Annotated in this window: 14 protein-coding genes; 7 read left to right on the forward strand and 7 right to left on the reverse strand. The window is 71.6% G+C overall.

Features of this window, described 5'->3' with window-relative positions:
* Positions 1-39: 39 nt before the first annotated feature.
* Both ACFRKB_RS01505 and ACFRKB_RS01510 read right to left on the reverse strand, forming a co-directional pair.
* Positions 40-966: a carbohydrate ABC transporter permease gene (locus ACFRKB_RS01505; RefSeq protein ID WP_383102307.1), complete on the reverse strand. Its 927-nt coding sequence runs from the start codon at positions 964-966 to the stop codon at positions 40-42.
* A 39-nt stretch (positions 967-1,005) separates the two neighbouring features.
* A complete protein-coding gene (locus ACFRKB_RS01510; RefSeq protein ID WP_383102309.1) occupies positions 1,006-2,298 on the reverse strand; it encodes an ABC transporter substrate-binding protein in 1,293 nt (430 codons plus the stop codon).
* Between the two features lie 190 nt (positions 2,299-2,488).
* On the opposite strand from ACFRKB_RS01510, the gene ACFRKB_RS01515 reads away from it, so the two are divergent.
* Positions 2,489-3,349 carry a pentapeptide repeat-containing protein gene (locus tag ACFRKB_RS01515; protein WP_383102311.1) on the forward strand — a complete coding sequence of 287 codons (861 nt, stop codon included), beginning with the start codon at positions 2,489-2,491 and terminating at the stop codon, positions 3,347-3,349.
* 43 nt (positions 3,350-3,392) lie between these two features.
* On the opposite strand, the gene ACFRKB_RS01520 is transcribed toward ACFRKB_RS01515, so the two are convergent.
* From ACFRKB_RS01520 to ACFRKB_RS01530, 3 genes are all read right to left on the reverse strand, one after another.
* Positions 3,393-4,844: a D-alanyl-D-alanine carboxypeptidase family protein gene (locus tag ACFRKB_RS01520; protein ID WP_383102313.1), complete on the reverse strand. Its 1,452-nt coding sequence runs from the start codon at positions 4,842-4,844 to the stop codon at positions 3,393-3,395.
* Between the two features lie 103 nt (positions 4,845-4,947).
* Positions 4,948-5,556 carry a dihydrofolate reductase family protein gene (locus ACFRKB_RS01525; RefSeq protein ID WP_383102314.1) on the reverse strand — a complete coding sequence of 203 codons (609 nt, stop codon included), beginning with the start codon at positions 5,554-5,556 and terminating at the stop codon, positions 4,948-4,950.
* Complete coding sequence (locus tag ACFRKB_RS01530; protein ID WP_383102316.1) at positions 5,553-6,533, reverse strand: helix-turn-helix transcriptional regulator; 981 nt, start codon at positions 6,531-6,533, stop codon at positions 5,553-5,555. The genes ACFRKB_RS01525 and ACFRKB_RS01530 overlap by 4 nt, the downstream gene beginning before the upstream one ends.
* A gap of 300 nt (positions 6,534-6,833) precedes the next feature.
* Here ACFRKB_RS01530 and ACFRKB_RS01535 point away from each other — a divergent pair, with 300 nt between their 5' ends.
* Positions 6,834-8,999: a tetratricopeptide repeat protein gene (locus ACFRKB_RS01535; RefSeq protein WP_383102318.1), complete on the forward strand. Its 2,166-nt coding sequence runs from the start codon at positions 6,834-6,836 to the stop codon at positions 8,997-8,999.
* Here the strand turns inward: ACFRKB_RS01535 and ACFRKB_RS01540 are convergent.
* Both ACFRKB_RS01540 and ACFRKB_RS01545 read right to left on the reverse strand, forming a co-directional pair.
* Complete coding sequence (locus ACFRKB_RS01540) at positions 8,983-10,839, reverse strand: hypothetical protein (RefSeq protein ID WP_383102319.1); 1,857 nt, start codon at positions 10,837-10,839, stop codon at positions 8,983-8,985. The genes ACFRKB_RS01535 and ACFRKB_RS01540 overlap by 17 nt on opposite strands.
* 113 nt (positions 10,840-10,952) lie before the next feature.
* Positions 10,953-11,432, reverse strand: a complete 480-nt coding sequence (locus tag ACFRKB_RS01545; RefSeq protein ID WP_383102320.1) for a hypothetical protein — start codon at positions 11,430-11,432, stop codon at positions 10,953-10,955.
* 298 nt (positions 11,433-11,730) lie between these two features.
* Between ACFRKB_RS01545 and ACFRKB_RS01550 the strand changes: the two genes are divergently transcribed.
* The 5 genes from ACFRKB_RS01550 to ACFRKB_RS01570 all read left to right on the forward strand — a co-directional run bounded on the left by ACFRKB_RS01550 (position 11,731) and on the right by ACFRKB_RS01570 (position 16,563).
* Positions 11,731-13,467 (forward strand): sensor histidine kinase, encoded by a 1,737-nt coding sequence (locus ACFRKB_RS01550; protein ID WP_383102322.1) that lies wholly within the window; start codon positions 11,731-11,733, stop codon positions 13,465-13,467.
* Positions 13,464-13,871, forward strand: a complete 408-nt coding sequence (locus ACFRKB_RS01555; RefSeq protein ID WP_382525956.1) for a roadblock/LC7 domain-containing protein — start codon at positions 13,464-13,466, stop codon at positions 13,869-13,871. Before ACFRKB_RS01550 ends, ACFRKB_RS01555 begins: the two co-directional genes overlap by 4 nt.
* Positions 13,868-14,242, forward strand: coding sequence for a DUF742 domain-containing protein (locus ACFRKB_RS01560; protein WP_383102324.1), 375 nt, complete (start codon positions 13,868-13,870; stop codon positions 14,240-14,242). Before ACFRKB_RS01555 ends, ACFRKB_RS01560 begins: the two co-directional genes overlap by 4 nt.
* Complete coding sequence (locus tag ACFRKB_RS01565; protein ID WP_030350305.1) at positions 14,223-14,837, forward strand: GTP-binding protein; 615 nt, start codon at positions 14,223-14,225, stop codon at positions 14,835-14,837. The genes ACFRKB_RS01560 and ACFRKB_RS01565 overlap by 20 nt, the downstream gene beginning before the upstream one ends.
* Before the next feature lie 121 nt (positions 14,838-14,958).
* Positions 14,959-16,563 (forward strand): cytochrome P450, encoded by a 1,605-nt coding sequence (locus ACFRKB_RS01570; protein ID WP_383102326.1) that lies wholly within the window; start codon positions 14,959-14,961, stop codon positions 16,561-16,563.
* Positions 16,564-16,578 lie beyond the last annotated feature (15 nt).

A 16,578-nucleotide genomic window follows, 5' to 3' on the forward strand; every position in this document is an offset into this window, starting at 1 on the left:
TCGGTGGCTGTTGCGTCAGTACCTCAGTACGTCAGTACGTCAGTACGTCTGGCGGAAGGCGCGGCGGATGGAGAGCAGCCCCACCAGCCCGACCAGGAAGAGGACCACACCGATGGCCTGGCTGTAGCCCAGATCCGTTTCGATGAACGCCTTCTGGTAGACGAGGAAGGACAGCGTCGTCGAGGAGTTGGCCGGCCCGCCCTGGGTGAGCAGCAGCACCTGCTGCGCCGAGCCGAAGAGCGTCCACAGGAACTGGAGCATCGTCACCACCCCCATGTAGTCCTTGATGACCGGGAAGTGGATACGCCACATCGTGCGCCAGTGCCCCGCGCCGTCCAACTGCGCGGCTTCGCCCAGTTCATCGGGGACGCTGTCGAGCCGTGCCGCGAACAGCACGGCCGTGAAGCCGATCCCGGCCCAGATGTCGAGCGCGATCAGACAGAACAGCGCGGTACTGGAGTTGGCGAGCCAGGCATCGGTGAGCGAGCCGAGGCCGACGGCCTGGAGCGCGCCGTTGAGCAGTCCGTCCGGGGAGAGCGCGGCGTAGAAGACCATGGCCTTGGCGGGGGTCGAGATCAGCCCCGGTACGAACAGCAGATAGCGGATCACCCGGTGGCCCGGCGGCTTCTGCGCCACGTAGTAGCCGAGCATGTACGCGCAGACGATCATGACGGGCAGGGCGATGGCGAGCTGGACGGCGGTGTTCCGTACCGCCTGCCAGAAGACCGGATCGCCCAGCACCGTACGGACGTTGTCGAGCCCGGCGAACGAGACGGGCTGGAGCATCCCCGGCCAGTTCATGGCCGCGATCACGAAGATGGCGGCCATCGGGCCGACCATGAAGATCAGATACCAGGCGAGGGCGGGCAGGGCGAGGATCGTGGTGCGCGGCCCGCGCTGCCGCTTCCGGTGCCCCGGGCCCGGATCGGCCGGTGCGGTCTGCCCGGTGGCAGACCTGACGGACATCGTTGTCACTGGATAACTCCCGTGGGGCGTCGGACATGTTCAGGCGTGGCGGTACGCACCGTCGAGCAGGGCGAGGATGCGGCGGGCGCTGGTGCCCGGGGTGAACGCGGTGCTGGTCGCCTGGATCAGCGGCTGCACGGCCGAGGGCGGCAGATACAGATCGGGCAGGACCACCTGGCTGACGCTGTCGCCGAGCTGCTGCGCCTTGGCCACCAGCGGGAAGTTGTCGCTGAGGGTGTCGGTCTTCACGGCCATGTCACGACCGCCCTCGGAGACGAAGCGCGAGATCACATCGGGCCGGTACATGAAGCGGACGAACTTCTCCACGTTCTCGATCTTCTTCGTGCCGTTCGGACTGATCCAGAACCCGGAGACGGTGTACGTCCGCAGGATCGTCGGCTTCGCGTGCGCGGCGCCCGGAGCGAGCGGGAAGCCGCCGACCTCCGTGCGCGCGGCGACCTTTCCGGGGACCCGGGCGAGCGCCGAGGACATCGCCGACTCCATGGCGGCGGCCTCCGTATTGAACTGGGTCGTCATGGAGTCCGTGGTCAGGCCCTGCGCCTTGTCCGTGAACACCCCCGCGTCGCGCAGCTCGACGAAGTAGGCGACGCCGTCGCGCGCTTGGGGGAGACCGCTGAAGTCGCCCGTGGAGTAGAGGGTGCGGGCCTGTTCGGGGGTGAGGAACGTCTGGATGATCTGGGCGAGGAGCTTCTGCCCCGTCCAGTCGTTGCCGCCGATGGTGACGGGGGCGGTGCCCTTGGCACGCAGCTTCCTTGCCGCCGCGATCAGTTCGTCGCCGGTGGTGGGGATCGCCTCGACGCCGGCGGCCCGCAGCAGCGAGGTGTTGAAGGCGACGGGCCAGTTGCTGCTGATGTAAGGGAGGGCGCGCAGCCGCCCCTTGGGATCGGTCCACTCCTTGAGGGCGCCCGGGATGATGCGCTCGCGCAGCCCCCACGCGTCGAGATAGCCGCCGACCGGGACGGTCGCGCCCAACTCGGTCCAGGCCACGGTCTTGTCGTAGAGGTTGACCATGACGACGTCGGCCTCTTTCTTCGCCAGCCGGGACGTCTCGTACACCGGCCCGAGCTCATCACCGTTGACCAGGCTCTTGACCGCGATCCGCGGGTTCTCCCGGCGGAAGGTGTCGAGCACGGCCCGGAAGGTGGCGGAACCGGGAGCGGTGCCGCCGAGCTGGCTGTGGATGACCAGGGTGTCGGGGTCGAAGTCGGCCGCGGCCAGCGCGCCGCACCCGGACAGCGCGGGTGCGGCGGCGCCTGCGGCGAGGGCTGCGCCGGCGGCTAGGAAACCGCGGCGGTTCAACGGGGAGCGCACGGCGCAGGGCCTCCTACGGGAGTGCTGAGTGGGACACCGGCCAGATGGTTTATCGATACACCTGCGAGGTGCGAGGAATCTAGACCCAGGACAGAAGGCGGTCAACCCCCCGTTGCGCATGCTGCGTCGGGGCCGGCGGGTACGCTCCGTGGGGCGACCGCCGTCCAGCAGGTACAGGAGACCGGGACCCTTGTCAGAGCAGCCCGACCCCTCAGACGCCTCCCTCCGCTCGGGCGCTCACGGCCCCGGGCCCTCCGGTCTCGATCTGCGGGCCGACTGCGCGAACTGCTTCGGGCTCTGCTGTGTCGCCCTGACCTTCTCGGTCTCGGCGGACTTCCCGGTCGACAAGGCCGCCGGAGAGCCCTGCCGCCATCTGCGGACCGACTTCCGCTGCGGTGTGCACCGCACCCTGAGGGAGCGGGGCTTCCAGGGGTGCACGGTCTACGACTGCTTCGGCGCGGGCCAGAAGGTCTCGCGGCTCACCTTCGGCGGACGGGACTGGCGGCAGGCCCCGGAGACCGCCGAGCGGATGTTCGCCGCGCTTCCCGTGATGCGGCAGCTCCAGGAACTGCTGTGGTACCTCGACGAGGCCCTCGCGCTGGAGCCCGCCCGTACGCTCCACGACGCGCTCCGACGTGCCCTGGACGAGACCGAACGCCTCACCCGCAGCGACCCCGAGACCCTGCTCGAACTGGACGTGGCGGAGCGGCGCGCGGCCGTCAACCCCCTGCTGCTGCGCACGAGCGAGCTGGTGCGGGCCCAGGTCCGGGGCAAGCGGAAGAACCGCAGGGGCGCCGACCTCTTCGGCGCCAAGCTCAAGGGCGCGGACCTGCGCGGCGCCGATCTGCGCGGGGCGTATCTGATCGCCGCCGATCTGCGGGGGGCCGATCTGCGCCTGGCCGATCTGATCGGGGCCGACCTGAGGGACGCGGATCTGCGGGGCGCCGATCTGACCGGCAGCATCTTCCTCGTCCAGACCCAGGTCAACGCGGCGAAGGGGGACGCGGCGACCAGACTCCCGCCGTCACTCACGCGCCCCGCGCACTGGTAGGCGCCCCCCACGGATGTCCAACTCCCCGTCGTCGGCGGCGCGCTCAGTGGATGATCTCTTCCTCCTCCGGCCGCCGCCGGCCCGAGCGCCGTACGACGAAGAGTCCGAGGGCCGCGAGACAGGCCGATCCGACGAAGGCCGCGGGCACCAGATAGCCGGACCCGGAACTCTCGTCCACCGACCGCGCCACGCTCACCGACCGCGCCCCCGGCGCCGCTCCCGCCACCTTCGCCATCGGACTCGACCCCGGACCCGCCGGCGCCGGCGAGGTCGGGGGCATCGGCGGGACGGGCGGCGGAGGCGGCTTGAGCGTGCCCACCGGGACGGCCCGCCTCCCCGCGGTGAAGCCCCAGTCCAGCAGCTCCCTGGCCTCCTCGTACACCGCGTGGACGCCACCCCACTGCGGGTTCATCACCGTCGCGATCAGCGTGCGCCCGCCGCGCTTGGCCGCCGCGATCAGGGTGTAGCCGGCGTCGGAGGTGAAGCCGTTCTTGACACCGATCAGCCCCTTGTAGGGCTCGACACCGTCCTCGCCGCTCAGCAGCCGGTTGGTGTTGACGATGCCGCCTTCGCCGGGGAACTCGGCGTCGACGGTCGAGCTGTACCGCACGAACTCCGGTGACGCCAGGCCCGCACGGGCGAACACCGACAGGTCGTACGCCGAGGAGACCTGGCCCGGCGCGTCGTAGCCGTCCGGGGACACGACATGGGTGTCCGTCGCACCCAGTTGCCTGGCCTTCTTCCGCATCTGGGCAACCGTCGAATCCCAGCCCCCGTTCATCGCGGAGAGCGCGCGCACCGCGTCATTGCCGGAGCTGAGGAACACGCCCCGCCACAGATCGGCCACTTCGTACGACTCGCCGCTGACGATTCCCACCGTGCTGCTGCCGGGGCCGATGTCGTCCAGCTCCTCGTCCTTGACGGTGTGCCGGGAGTGTTCGGCCAGACGCGGCAGCGCGGTGAGGGCGAAGAGCGTCTTCAGGGTGGAGGCCGGAGGCAGTTTGACATGCGCGTCGCGCGCGGCGAGGACATCGCCCGTACCCGCGTCCGCCACCAGCCAGGACATCGCCGAGAGTTCCGGTGGGGCGTGCGTGCCGGGCTTGGGCCGCGCGTGCGTACCCGGCCGGTACAGCAGCGCGCGGTCGATATCGGCTCCCGGGGCGCTCGCGGGGCCATGAGCGCCCGCCGCCGGTCCGTGTACGGCGGAGACGGACCGGCGGGATCCATGAGGTCCGGGAGAACCAGGAGCGCCGGGGGAGCCAGGGGATCCATGGGACCCGGGAGATCCGGGAGATCCGGGAGATCCGGCTGGGCCATGGACGCCGGGGGAGCCGGCGACCGCGGGGACGCGGGGCAGGCCCGGAGCCCGTACGGCCGGATCGCTGCGGGAGTCCGCGGCGGCCGGCGGGGACGGCGGCAGAAGGACCAGCAGGCCGGTGGCTGCGAGAGCCACCGTGCAGGAGAGCGCGGAGCGCGTCACGGATCTGTTGATCATTCCGCCACGGTAGGAACGGACCGCGTCGCGCGCCCCTCACGTGAGCCGACCGGATGTATCGCTGTCCGATCGGTGGTTCCACGTTTCGGCGGGCGCGCGCCCGTCATGGATAGCGGACCCGATAGCGCAAATGGGTGACGCCGATGCCCTGGGCCATCGACAGCGGCCCCTCCAGCTCCACCGGGACGTTCTTCAGCTGATCGAAGAACGGCGTCCCGGCGCCGAGCAGCACCGGTACGAGATCGATCCACACCTCGTCGAGCAGCCGCGCGTCCAGGCACTGCCGTGCGATCGTGCCGCCGTTGACGGTGACCGTCCTGCCGGGCCCCGCGAGCTTTTTGGCCCGCTCCACGGCGCTCTCGATACCGTCCGTGACGAAGGTGAAGGGCGCGTCCTCGTACGGCCAGTCCTCCGGCACCTGGTGCGTGAGCACGACCACCGGGCACCCGATCGGGTGATTTCCTTCCCAGCCCGAGGTGAGATCGAAGAGCCGTCGGCCGACCACCAGCGCGCCGGTGCGCTCGACCGTGCCGCGCCACGCCTCCACGCTCACCGGGGACATGGTGAAGGTGAGGTCGTCCCGGGTGGTCGGCACGCGCACCGTGCCGTTGCTGTACCAACGGAACAGCTTGTCGAAGCCCGTCTCCTCCGGGCCCGCGATATAGCCGTCCAGCGACATGCTGGCGCCGGTGCAGACCTTGTTCGCCCTCATCGGTCGGCGGGCTCCGGCGCGGTGGCGCTGGGATCAGTCCCGGAGACAGGCCCGGGGCCGGGACCTGGGCCGGGGCCGGGACCTGGGCCGGAACCGGAACCGGGACCTGGGCCTGGGCCCTGGCCCGTCAGCTCGGCCATCTCCGTCATCTCCGTGCCGATCACATCGAGCAGCCTGAGCTTGTCGGCGGCGTCCGTGCCCGGGGCGGCGGAGTACGCGGCGATACGCAGATCGCAGCCCGGCACGGTGAGGGTGTCGCAGTCCACGATCACCGGTCCGACATCCGGGTGATGGATGGTCCGGGTACCGGTGTCGTGGGAGTCGGTGATACGGGAGTTCCACAGCACCGCGAACCGGTTGCTGACCCGCCGCAGCTCCCCGATGAGGAAGCGCAGCCGTACGTCGGTGGGGTAATGGACCGTCGCGGACCGCAGATCGGCGACGAGCGCCGCCTCGAACCGCGCCTCCTGCTCCACGGTCTGGCCGATCCGGCTGGGCTGGCCCGTGAAATGCAGCCAGGCGGCGTTGCGGCCCCGCCCGGGGACCGCCGCCGGATCCCCCAGCAGCGCCGCCCAGAGCGGGTTCCAGGTGATCAGATTCCAGGCGGCGTCATGGACCCCCAGCGGGGTCCCGGGGAGCCGGCCGAGCAGCCGCCGCACACTGGGCGGGATATGGTCCGAGACCCGTCCGAGGGCGGGCGGTGACTGCCCGGCGAGCAGGAACAGATGTCTGCGCTCGTCGTCGGAGAGCCGCAGGGCACGGGCCAGCGAGGTGAGGACCTGGACGGAGGGGGAGGTCGCCCGGCCCTCTTCCAGCCGGACGAGATAGTCCACGGACAGACCGGTCAGCTGGGCCAGCTCCTCATGCCGCAGCCCGGCGGCCCGGCCGGGCTCGCCCGCGGGCAGCCCGGCTTCGGCCGGAGCGATCCGGTCACGCCAGCGGTGCAGGGCCGTGCCCAGCTCTCCGTGTCGGGTCATGGGGTCAGTATCAGCGCGTACGGCGGCAACCGCCTGATACCGCCCGGTACCTCCGCAGGGAGCGCCCCCGGCACCCCCTCCTCAACCGCTCTCCCGGAGGGCTTCCACCGCCCCTTCCGCGACCTCCGGCCGACCGGTCGCTCCTTCCCCGAACGTCCCCTTCGGCAACAGGGGTTGCGAGTACTCGCCAACGGCCCCCGTACCGCCGTGATCGCGATTACGGTTGATCCGGAACGTGGCGCGCGGCCTCGGCGGGGTGCGTCGCCAGGGACCGGGAGAACGGGGAATGGGGGAGCGGGCATGCTGGAGCCCATGTCACTGGCGGCGATCGCCGGGGTGCTGAGCGCCGTGGGCGCGGGAATGGCCAATGAGGCCGGGAAGTGGGCCTGGGAGTCGGCCGGTGGTCTGGTGCGCCGCATCGTCGGCCGGCAGGTGACGGCGCCCGACGGCCCGGACGAGCTGGCGGCCGTGGCCGAGCTTGTCCACGCGGTGGTACGGACCGACCCCGCGCGCGCCCGCGCCTGGGAGGCGTTCGCCCGTACTGCCCCAGGCCCGGCGACGGCCGACGCCGTGCCGGCGCTGCCCGCCTCCATACGGTTCTTCACGGACCGTCAGGGACCGATGAAGCTCCTGGAGCGGGAGGCCTCGCGCACGGCGGACGGCCGGCCACGCGTCGCGCTGATCCATGGCCCCGAAGGCATCGGCACCAGCGCCCTCGCCATCCACTGGGGATGCCGGGAAGCGGAGCGTCTCTTTCCGGGCGGGCAGCTGTACGCCGATCTGCGCGGTGCCTCCGCGAGCACCGCGCTGGACGCGTCCACGGTGCTGCGGAGCCTGCTCGTCCAGCTGGGGATGGCGCGGGACGAGATTCCGCCGGGCGCGGCGGACCGGCGTGAGTGGTTCCGGCGCGCTGTCGCGAGCCGGCGTCTGCTCGTCGTGCTGGACCACGCCCAGTCGGCGGCGCAGGTCGGGCCGCTGCTGACGGCCGCGCCGGAGGTGTTCACGGTCGTGGTCGCACCGAGGCCGCTGCCCGGTCTGGACGCGCTGCGGATCCCCGTCGGGCCGCTCTCCGACAAGGACGCGCGCCGGCTGCTCACCGACCTCACGGACCGGGAGACGGTCGCGGCGGCCCGCGCCGTACTGCCGAGGGTGCTGGAGCGGTGCGCCGGTTCGCCGTATGCGCTGCGGGCGGCGGCGCCGCGGCTGGCCCAGCCGCACGGACCGTCCGGCACGGACCCCGGCCCGAACCGACGGGAGGAGGAGCCCACGGTGTCCGACAGCGGCCCTGTCCGTACCGCCGTCGAGGGTCTGTACCGAGAGCTGGAGCCCGCCGCCGCCAAGGTCTACCGGCTGATGTCACCGCGCGAGTGGCCCGCGTTCGGCCCCGCCGCCGTCGCGGCCACCGTCGCCCTGCCGGAGGCCGAAGCCGTCCGTATCCTCGGCGAACTCGTCGGGCGCGGGCTGCTGGAGTCCGTGGACACCGACCGCTACCGCTACCGCCCCGTGGTCCGCGGCCATGCCGAGGAGACCGCCGTCCGCGTGGACGGCATCCCGGCCTGCTCCGCGGCGGTCCAGCGGACGGTGGACTGGCATCTGCGTTTCGCCGTACGGGCCAGGCTCGCCGCCCTGCCGGGAGGCTGGGGCATCGGCCCGCTCTACGAGGAGCTGGCGGGCAGCCCCAGCCCGTACGCCGACGAGGGCGAAGCGCTCTCCGCGCTGGCGGCCGAGCTGGGCAATCTCGTCCAGGCGGTCCACGCGGCCGAGGAGTTCGGCCGGCCGGACGCGGTCTACCAGCTGTGCCAGGCCCTCTGGCCGCTCCAGCTGAAGGCGGGGTACCACGACGAACTGCTCCCCGCGCTGCGAGCGGGCGCGCGCGTCGCCGATGCCCATGACCCCGGCTCCCGGATGGCCGGACGGACACATCTGCTGCTGGCGCTGGATCTGATGGAGCTGCGGCGCTACGAGGAGGCCGAGCCCGAACTGGCCGCCGCCGCACGGGCCGAGGAGCGGTCCGGGCATCTGCGCGGACACGCTTCCGCCGTGGAGTCACTGGGCCTGCTGCGGCTGCGGCAGTGGCGCTTCGAGGAGGCGTACGACCACTTCGACGCGGCGGGGGCGATCCTCGACGGCATCGGTCCCGGGGACGAGGGCGAGCGTGATCTGCCCCGCGCCCGTGCCCTGCTGGACCGGCACCGGGGCCGGGCCCTGCGTGGTCTCGGCCGCTACGCCGAGGCGCATGAGCGGCTCGACACCGCGCTGGTGTTCTTCCGTGACACCGCCAGGGAGCCGTACAACACGGCCAGGACGCTCACCGACCTCGCCGAGACCCGTCTCGCCGAGGGGGACCCGCGGAGCGCGCTGCCGCTGATCGATGAGGCGGCGGCCACGCTCGACGCGGAGAAGGCCGCCCACCATCTCGCGCATCTGCGGGCGCTGCGCGAGCGCTGCCTCAGCTCGGGTCAGTGAGAGGGGAGTTGGGGCCACCTGGACCACCCGGATGGGGCATACCGACCGGTGTGACCTGCGTGACGGGTGTGACCGACACCTGGTGCGGGCCGCCGCTGCCGGTGCGTACGGTCATCCCGCCCGCCGCCAGCTCCTCCCACGCCTTGCCCGCGGCCAGCCAGGCGTACAGGGCGGAGACATACGCGGCGGGGTCGGCGGCGGCGGGCGCGCCCGAGAGCCGCAGCAGTACACCCGCCCGCGTACGGACCGTACAGCCGCCGCGGTCGGTGACCAGCGCCGCCAGCGCGCAGTAGGGATGGCGGGCCATTACCTCCGCCGTCCACTCCTCCGGGGTGCCGTACCGGGGATCGTCCGCCGTGCCGTACCGGAAGATCACATCGGCGAGCGCGCGTCGGTCCGGGTCCAGGGTGTCTTCGTGCACGGCCGTATGCGCGTCCCCGTCACCCGCCGGCTCCGACCGGGGATCCGCGTACCGGCTCACCTCGATCTCACCGGTCCCGAGCAGCCGGGTCAGCACCCGCAGCGGGGCCGTCCGCACCACCCGCTCGTACGGAGGGAGCGGCAGCGGGTCGAGCAGGGCGGGCTCCTCGGGCTCGGGGATACCGATGAGCCGGTAGAAGAGGCCACGCAGCAGCGTCGCCGACTCACCCGGAGCCGAGGAGACCAGTTCGGCCGGGCCGGGGACTGTCTGGCGCTGCCGCCGTCCCGGTCCGTCGAGCAGCGCTTCCAGCTGGGCCCGCAGCGGGGCGTACGGCACGAGCCGGGGAGCCTGCCGTACGAACGCGGCCACCGGCGACCGCGCGTCGAGCCCGTCCGGCGACGAGGCGCCCAGCAGCACGGGCGTGCCGAGAGCCGCCGCGTAGTAGCTGACCGAGCCGCCGTCCCCGATGACGGCATCGGCCGCGATGAGCGCCTGGCGCCATCCCTCCAGCGGATCCACCAGCGCCAGCCCGCCCCGCCGGGCCCGGTCCAGCCAGACGCGGATCTGGCCGGGCCCGTGACCGTGCCAGATATTGGGGTGCAGCACGGCCGCCGGCCGGTACTCGTCGGCGGGCAGTTCCGCGGTGAGCCGTGGCAGCAGTGACGGCAGGATGTCCTCGCCGCCGTCCCCGAAGAGGGAGTCCGGGTTCCAGGTCGAGTTCAGCAGGACGAGCCGCTGTCCCGGCCGTACGTCGAGGGCCCGGCGGAAGCGCTCGCGATAGGGCAGGGCCGCCAGTATCCGGTCGAAACACGGGTCCCCGGCGAGTACGGCGGTGGGCACCGCCTCGGGGCACGCGGCGCGCAGCCGTTCCAGCTGTTCGGGGTGGGAGAGGACCAGCGCGTCGGCGACGGGGGAGCCGTCGGCGAGCAGCCAGTCGGGGGAGAGCCCGAAGACGGGCGGCGACCCGGCATCGGGCGTACGGCTCGCGGCTTCGGGCGAAGGGCATCCGGTGTCCGGTGTCCGGTGTCCGGTGTCCGGTGTTGCCAGCCTCTTATTGTAGCCAACGCCATGCGAGAGAACGGTCAACTTCTTTGAAAGCGCGTGCAGTTCACCGCCGAAGCTGGCCGAGATCGCCAGATCCACCGGCAGTTCGAGCGCCTGCTCCCAGGGCAGCACCCGTATGCCGGTCTCCGCGAGCAGCTCGGCCACCCCGGCCCGGAACGGCGACGAACCGGTCCAGGTGGCGAGCAGCTGCACCCGCAGATCGTCGCGGAACAGCGGCAGGACATCGAGCAGCCGGGTCGCCGAGGTCACGTTGTGCACGACGAACAGGACGAGCTTGCACCGCCCCCGGGTCGTCCATCGCGCCGAGTCGGCCCCCACCGGCACCCGGACCCAGCCGGCCCGCCCCTCACCCACCGCCCGTCCTCCCCCGTTCCGCGCCGTTGTCCGCCGCCGCCCATTCCGACCCGCCACGATAACCACCCGGCGGGCGTCCCTGGGCCACGGAAGCGCATGCGAGCGCACGCGCCTCAACGGGCGTGCTGGCGACCGCGGTAGGTGGACCAGTCCTCGGGCGGGTAGGTGGCCTGCGGGGCGGCGAGACAGATGTCGATCTCCGTGGCGAGGTCGCGCTCGAAGAACGTGCCGATGTCCCTGACGGTCTCCAGCGCCCGAACGGTGCGCTCGCCCAGGGGGCGGGCCATCCGGTCCGCTCCGCTCGGCAGGCCGATCGGCCCCAGCCGGGCCGACTTCACGGAGCGGCTCGCCGCCCGGTCCATGCCGGCCGTGGCGTAACCGATCGCCGTGGCCAGATCCTCCACGGACTTCCTCATGGCGGAGTGCAGCTCGGCGATCCCCAGCAGCGTCTGCGCTGGCCCCCCGGCCTCAAGCCCATGGGCGGGCGGAGTCCCGTACACACCGCTCAGGTGTTCACTCTCCTCGCCCAGCAACCTCGCGGCCCGGTCCAGCACGCGGATCACCGCCACCAGCTCGGCGACATCCTCAGCCATCACACACTCCCAGCCTGTCAGACGAGCGCGATCACCCGATGATCACCGATATCGGGCCTCTTGTCATGCCTCAGATCCGTTACTCTTCGTGCCTCCACGGCAGCTTAGCGTGCAGGCGCGCGAGTCTATGCCCAACGGCATTGCCCGCGCACGAGGTTGCGTGAATATGCCGATGCGCCGATTTCCTCGGGCTAAGCTCTCGCGGAGCGCGCCGAGTTGATACGCAATCAGGCACTTGTTCCCCATGTGCCTTGATCGTTCGAATTATCTGATCTGAATCGACCGCCAGAGGGCTTACATGGTTCGTGTTGAAGCACCCCCGAGTGATCAAGCATCCCCGTCCGTCCGCGCGCTCGTACTCCCCGCCGCCCTGATCGTGGCGGCCACAGGGGCCGCGGTGGCCCTTGTGCCCGACGCCGCCCGGATACCGCTCGTGGTATACGGCGCGATCGCGACGATCGTCGTCACCTGGTGCGCCGGTGAACTGTCCCGGCGCGCCAGGACCGTCCGTACGCTGCACGAGCACTACGCGTACCGACTCGCACAGTTGGAACGGCGTCTCGCCGAGCACGACGAGGAGACCGTACGGCTCGGCAAGGAGCTGATGCCGGCCGCCATCCACCGGCTGCGGCAGGGCGAATCGCCCGACGAGGTCATCCGCGCCGTGGTGGACGGGGACGAGCGCTACCGCGAACTCCCCATCGCGCAGCGGTCCTTGCTCCGCTCCGTACTGAAGATCGTGGACGACGAGGAAGCCATGCGCGAGTCCGCGCAGCGTTCCTTCGTGAACATCGCCCGCCGCGTCCAGTCCATCGTGCACCAGCAGGCCAGCGAGCTGCGGGAGATGGAAGAGGCGCACGGCCGCAACCCCGAGGTCTTCGACGACCTGCTGCGCATCGACCACGGCACCGCGCTGATCGGCCGGCTCGCGGACAGTATCGCCGTGCTCGGCAAGGCCCGTCCCGGACGCCAATGGCCCAAGCCCGTACCGCTGTTCAGCGTGTTGCGTGGCGCGATGTCCCGGATCCTGGAGTACCAGCGCGTCGATCTGCACTCCATCGCCAAGGTCGCCATCATCGGCACGGCCGTGGAACCCCTCATCCACGCGTGCGCCGAACTCCTCGACAACGCCACCCGCTACTCGCCGCCGCAGACCCGCGTCCATGTCACCGCCGTCGAGGTGCAGACCGGGATCGCGATCGAGATCGAGGACGGCGGCGTCAGCCTCAGTGAGGAGGCACGGACACGGGCCGAGACCATGCTCGCGCGGGCCCAGGCCGGTATCGACCTCAATGACCTCGGCGAGACTCCCCGGCTCGGCATGGCCGTGGTCGGCCGGCTCTGCCAGATGTACAACCTCCAGGTCTCACTGCGGCAGTCGGCGTACGGCGGTGTCCGGGCCGTTCTCATCGTGCCGCGCGATGTCGTCACCACCGGACCCGCGCCCGGGATCGCCCATGGCATCGGCGCCTCGGCGCTGCCCCGCGGCAGTGGTGCGGGACTGCCCACGACGGACGTACTGCGGCCCGCCAACCGCGTGCCGCGGCCGGTCACCGGACCACAGCCGTCGGCGCCGGTGGCCGGGTCCATGGAGGACGACATTCCCGTGGTCACGGAGTGGACCGAGAACGGGCTGCCGCAGCGGCGCAGCCGTGGCCGCGCCCCGCTCGGCTCCCACAACCTCGGCCTCCAGAACACCGGCCGCGCGCCGGCGGCCACGGGAGGCGACGGCCGGAGCGACCGTCGGCCGCCCGCGAATGGCCTGGCCAACGGCCGGAGCAACGGGTACGGCGGCGGGTACGGCGCGTACAACGGCGGGCGCGGCGACGCCCCGGGCGGCGCGCCGGACGACGCACAGCACGGCGAGGGCGGTACGCCGGAGAAGAAGCCCGGTCCCGGCATCTGGCTCGAAGCGTTCACCAAAGCGGTCAACGGCACTCCGCGTGAGCCGTCGACCGGGGCGGGGGAGGCGCCGGGCCACCCCGGTGACCAGGGCGAATCCGACGATGTGTGGGGCAAGGGAGATCTGAAGTGATCCAGCAGCGGGCGAACATGGACTGGATGCTCAAGGAACTCGCCGACGGGGTGCCGCAGATCCAGCAGATCGTGGTGCTCTCCGCCGACGGACTCCGGATCGCCCGGCACGGCGGCGACCCGGATGTCGCCGACCGGCTGGCCGCCGCCTGCGCGGGACTGCAGAGTCTGGCCGCGGCCGTCGCCGCCGAAATCCCCTCCAGCGACGGCCGGATGAGGCTCGTCGTCATCGAGGTCGGGGGAGGCTTCTTCTATCTGATGGAGGCCGGAGCGGGCGCGTATCTCGCCGTCCTCGCCGACGATACGGTGGACGCGGGGCTGGTGGGGGCCCGGATGCGGGACATGGTGGTGCGTATCGGAGCGCATCTGACGAGTCCGCCGCGCCATGACGGGCAGGCCGGATGAGCACGCCTCCCCGACGAGAACGCCGGCGCCCCGAGGCGGATGTGGGGGACCCGGAACGGCTGTACGTGATCACCGGTGGCCCCGACGGCGCCGAACGGGCGCCGCTCGATCTCGTCACCATGATCGTGGCCCGCGACGATCCGTCGCCGACGGTGCAGCCGGAACAGGCCGCCATTCTGCGGCTCTGCCGGGCACCGCTGTCCGTGGCCGAGATCTCCGCCTATCTCAGCCTCCCCTTCAGCGTGGTGACCGCGCTGCTGACCGAACTCCTCGCGGCCGAACTGGTCGAATCGCGCGCGCCCATAGTCCGCGCCGCACTTCCCGACCGGTCCCTTCTCGAAGCGGTGATGCATGGACTTCAGAAACTCTGACACGATCACGGGTCCCAGGAGCGAAGACGTCCTGCCCACCACGGCCACCTCCGCGGTGAAGGTCGTGATCGTGGGCGGATTCGGGGTCGGCAAGACGACGATGGTGGGTTCGGTCAGCGAGATCCGCCCGCTCACCACCGAGGAGACCATGACCCAGGCCGGGGTGGGGGTGGACGACAACTCCGGTGTGGAGACCAAGACCGCCACCACCGTCGCGATGGACTTCGGCCGGATCAGCATCACCGAACAGCTGGTGCTCTATCTCTTCGGCACGCCCGGCCAGGAGCGCTTCTGGTTCCTGTGGAACGGCCTCTTCGAGGGTGCACTCGGAGCCGTGGTGCTCGTCGACACCCGCCGCCTCGAAGTCAGCTTCGATGTGATCGGACGCCTGGAGGAACGCGGCGTACCGTTCGTCGTCGCCGTCAACACCTTCCCGGACGCGCCGCACCACCCCGTCGAGGCGCTGCGGACGGCTCTGGACCTGCCCGACGAGGTCCCGATGGTCGACTGCGACGCACGGCTGCGGGCGTCGAGCCGCGATGTGCTGCTGACGCTGATGCACTATCTGCACTCACTGGCGCTGCCGACTGCCTGACCGGCCGCGCCCGGTCTTCCGCGCACCCCGCGCCGCGCGCCATCCGCGTACACGCGTACGCACACACGCATACGCGCACACACGTACACGTACACCTTCCGGCCTGATCCCTGGAGCGACCGTGACCACCCCTTATTCCCATCGGCCCGGGCCGGACGGCCCCATGGCGCCGCCCCCCGGCTGCCCGGCCCATGGCATGACCGCCGATGAGCTCAACTCCCCTGGCCCGAACGGCGGCCAGGACACCATAGGGCCCACCCTGGACGGCCTCGCCGCCGGTGGACTGCGGCGGCTGTACGGGCCCGAGGCCGAGAACGACCCCATGGGGCTGTACGAGAAGCTGCGCGCCGAACACGGCTCCGTCGCGCCCGTGCTGCTCCACGGCGACGTACCCGCCTGGCTCGTCCTCGGGCACAGCGACAATCTGCATATGACGCGCACGCCGTCGCAGTTCTCCCGGGACTCCCGGCGCTGGCGCGCGCTGCACGACGGCACCGCGCCCCCCGACCACCCCCTGGCGCCCATCTTCACCTGGCAGCCCATCTGTGTCTTCGCCGACGGCGCCGAGCATGAGCGGCTGCGCGGCGCGGTCACCGACTCCATCGCGCGGATCGACCACCGGGGCGTCCGACGCTATATCAACCGCTACAGCAACAGGCTGGTCAACGAGTTCTGCCGGGACGGCAGGGCGGATCTGGTCAGCAGGTTCGCCGAGCATCTGCCGATGATGGTGATGGCGCAGATCCTCGGGATGCCGGAGGAGTACAGCGACCGTCTCGTCCAGGCAGCCCGCGACATGATCAAGGGCACCGCGACCGCCAACGAGAGCAACGCGTATGTGATGACCACCCTGACCAGGCTGGTGAAGCGCCGCCGTATCGCGCCCGAGGAGGACTTCGCGACCTGGCTCACCGAACACCCGGCCGGACTCACCGACGACGAGGTCAGCCAGCATCTGCGGCTGGTGCTCATCGCGGCGTACGAGACCACCGCGAACCTCCTCGCCCATGTGCTGCGCATGGTGCTCACCGATCCCCGCTTCCGCGCGCAGCTGAGCGGTGGCCATATGACCCTGCCGGAGGCGGTCGAGCAGACACTCTGGGACGAGCCGCCGTTCACCACGATCTTCGGCCGCTGGGCGGTCGGCGACACCGAGCTCGGCGGGCAGCGCATCAAGGCGGGCGACGCGCTGGTGGTCGGGATCGCCGCGGCCAATGTGGACCCGGTGGTACGGCCCGATCTCAACGCCTCCATGCAGGGCAACCGGGCCCATCTCGCCTTCAGCGGCGGCCCGCACGAGTGTCCGGGCCAGGACATCGGGCGGGCGATCGCCGACACCGGGATCGACGCGCTGCTGCTGCGGCTGCCCGACATCCAGCTCGCTGTGGAGGAGCATGAACTGCGGTACGAGGGCGCGCTGATGTCACGTCAGCTGGTGGAGCTTCCGGTGACCTTCGCGCCGCGTCCGCCGCAGGATGTCACCGGTCCGCCCAGCGCGTCGGCCGCCGTACCGCGACCGCAGTGGCAGGTGGATTCGCCCCGCCCCGACGTGGTGCGGCCACCGGCTCGGGCCGCGGTCCCCGCGCCCGCGGAGGCCGGCACCGACGCGGCGGGGGCGACCCCGGAGGCAACGGGGGCGATCCCGGAACAGCGCGCGGAACAGCACGCGGGCAGCGCTCCGAAGCGGGCCTGGCGGGCAGTGGCGCGCTGGTGGCGCGGCCACTGACGGAGCGCGGACGGA

Source organism: Streptomyces scopuliridis (assembly GCF_042790125.1).
GTDB classification, from domain to species: domain Bacteria; phylum Actinomycetota; class Actinomycetes; order Streptomycetales; family Streptomycetaceae; genus Streptomyces; species Streptomyces scopuliridis_A.

Bases quoted from the DNA above. Each gene is read 5' to 3' on its own strand.
- ACFRKB_RS01560 (WP_383102324.1), top strand. From the start codon at position 13,868: ATGAGCACGCCTCCCCGACGAGAACGCCGGCGCCCCGAGGCGGATGTG.
- ACFRKB_RS01565 (WP_030350305.1), top strand. From the start codon at position 14,223: ATGGACTTCAGAAACTCTGACACGATCACGGGTCCCAGGAGCGAAGAC.
- ACFRKB_RS01505 (WP_383102307.1), bottom strand. From the start codon at position 966: ATGTCCGTCAGGTCTGCCACCGGGCAGACCGCACCGGCCGATCCGGGC.
- ACFRKB_RS01535 (WP_383102318.1), top strand. From the start codon at position 6,834: ATGCTGGAGCCCATGTCACTGGCGGCGATCGCCGGGGTGCTGAGCGCC.
- ACFRKB_RS01530 (WP_383102316.1), bottom strand. From the start codon at position 6,533: ATGACCCGACACGGAGAGCTGGGCACGGCCCTGCACCGCTGGCGTGAC.
- ACFRKB_RS01520 (WP_383102313.1), bottom strand. From the start codon at position 4,844: ATGATCAACAGATCCGTGACGCGCTCCGCGCTCTCCTGCACGGTGGCT.
- ACFRKB_RS01525 (WP_383102314.1), bottom strand. From the start codon at position 5,556: ATGAGGGCGAACAAGGTCTGCACCGGCGCCAGCATGTCGCTGGACGGC.
- ACFRKB_RS01550 (WP_383102322.1), top strand. From the start codon at position 11,731: ATGGTTCGTGTTGAAGCACCCCCGAGTGATCAAGCATCCCCGTCCGTC.
- ACFRKB_RS01545 (WP_383102320.1), bottom strand. From the start codon at position 11,432: ATGGCTGAGGATGTCGCCGAGCTGGTGGCGGTGATCCGCGTGCTGGAC.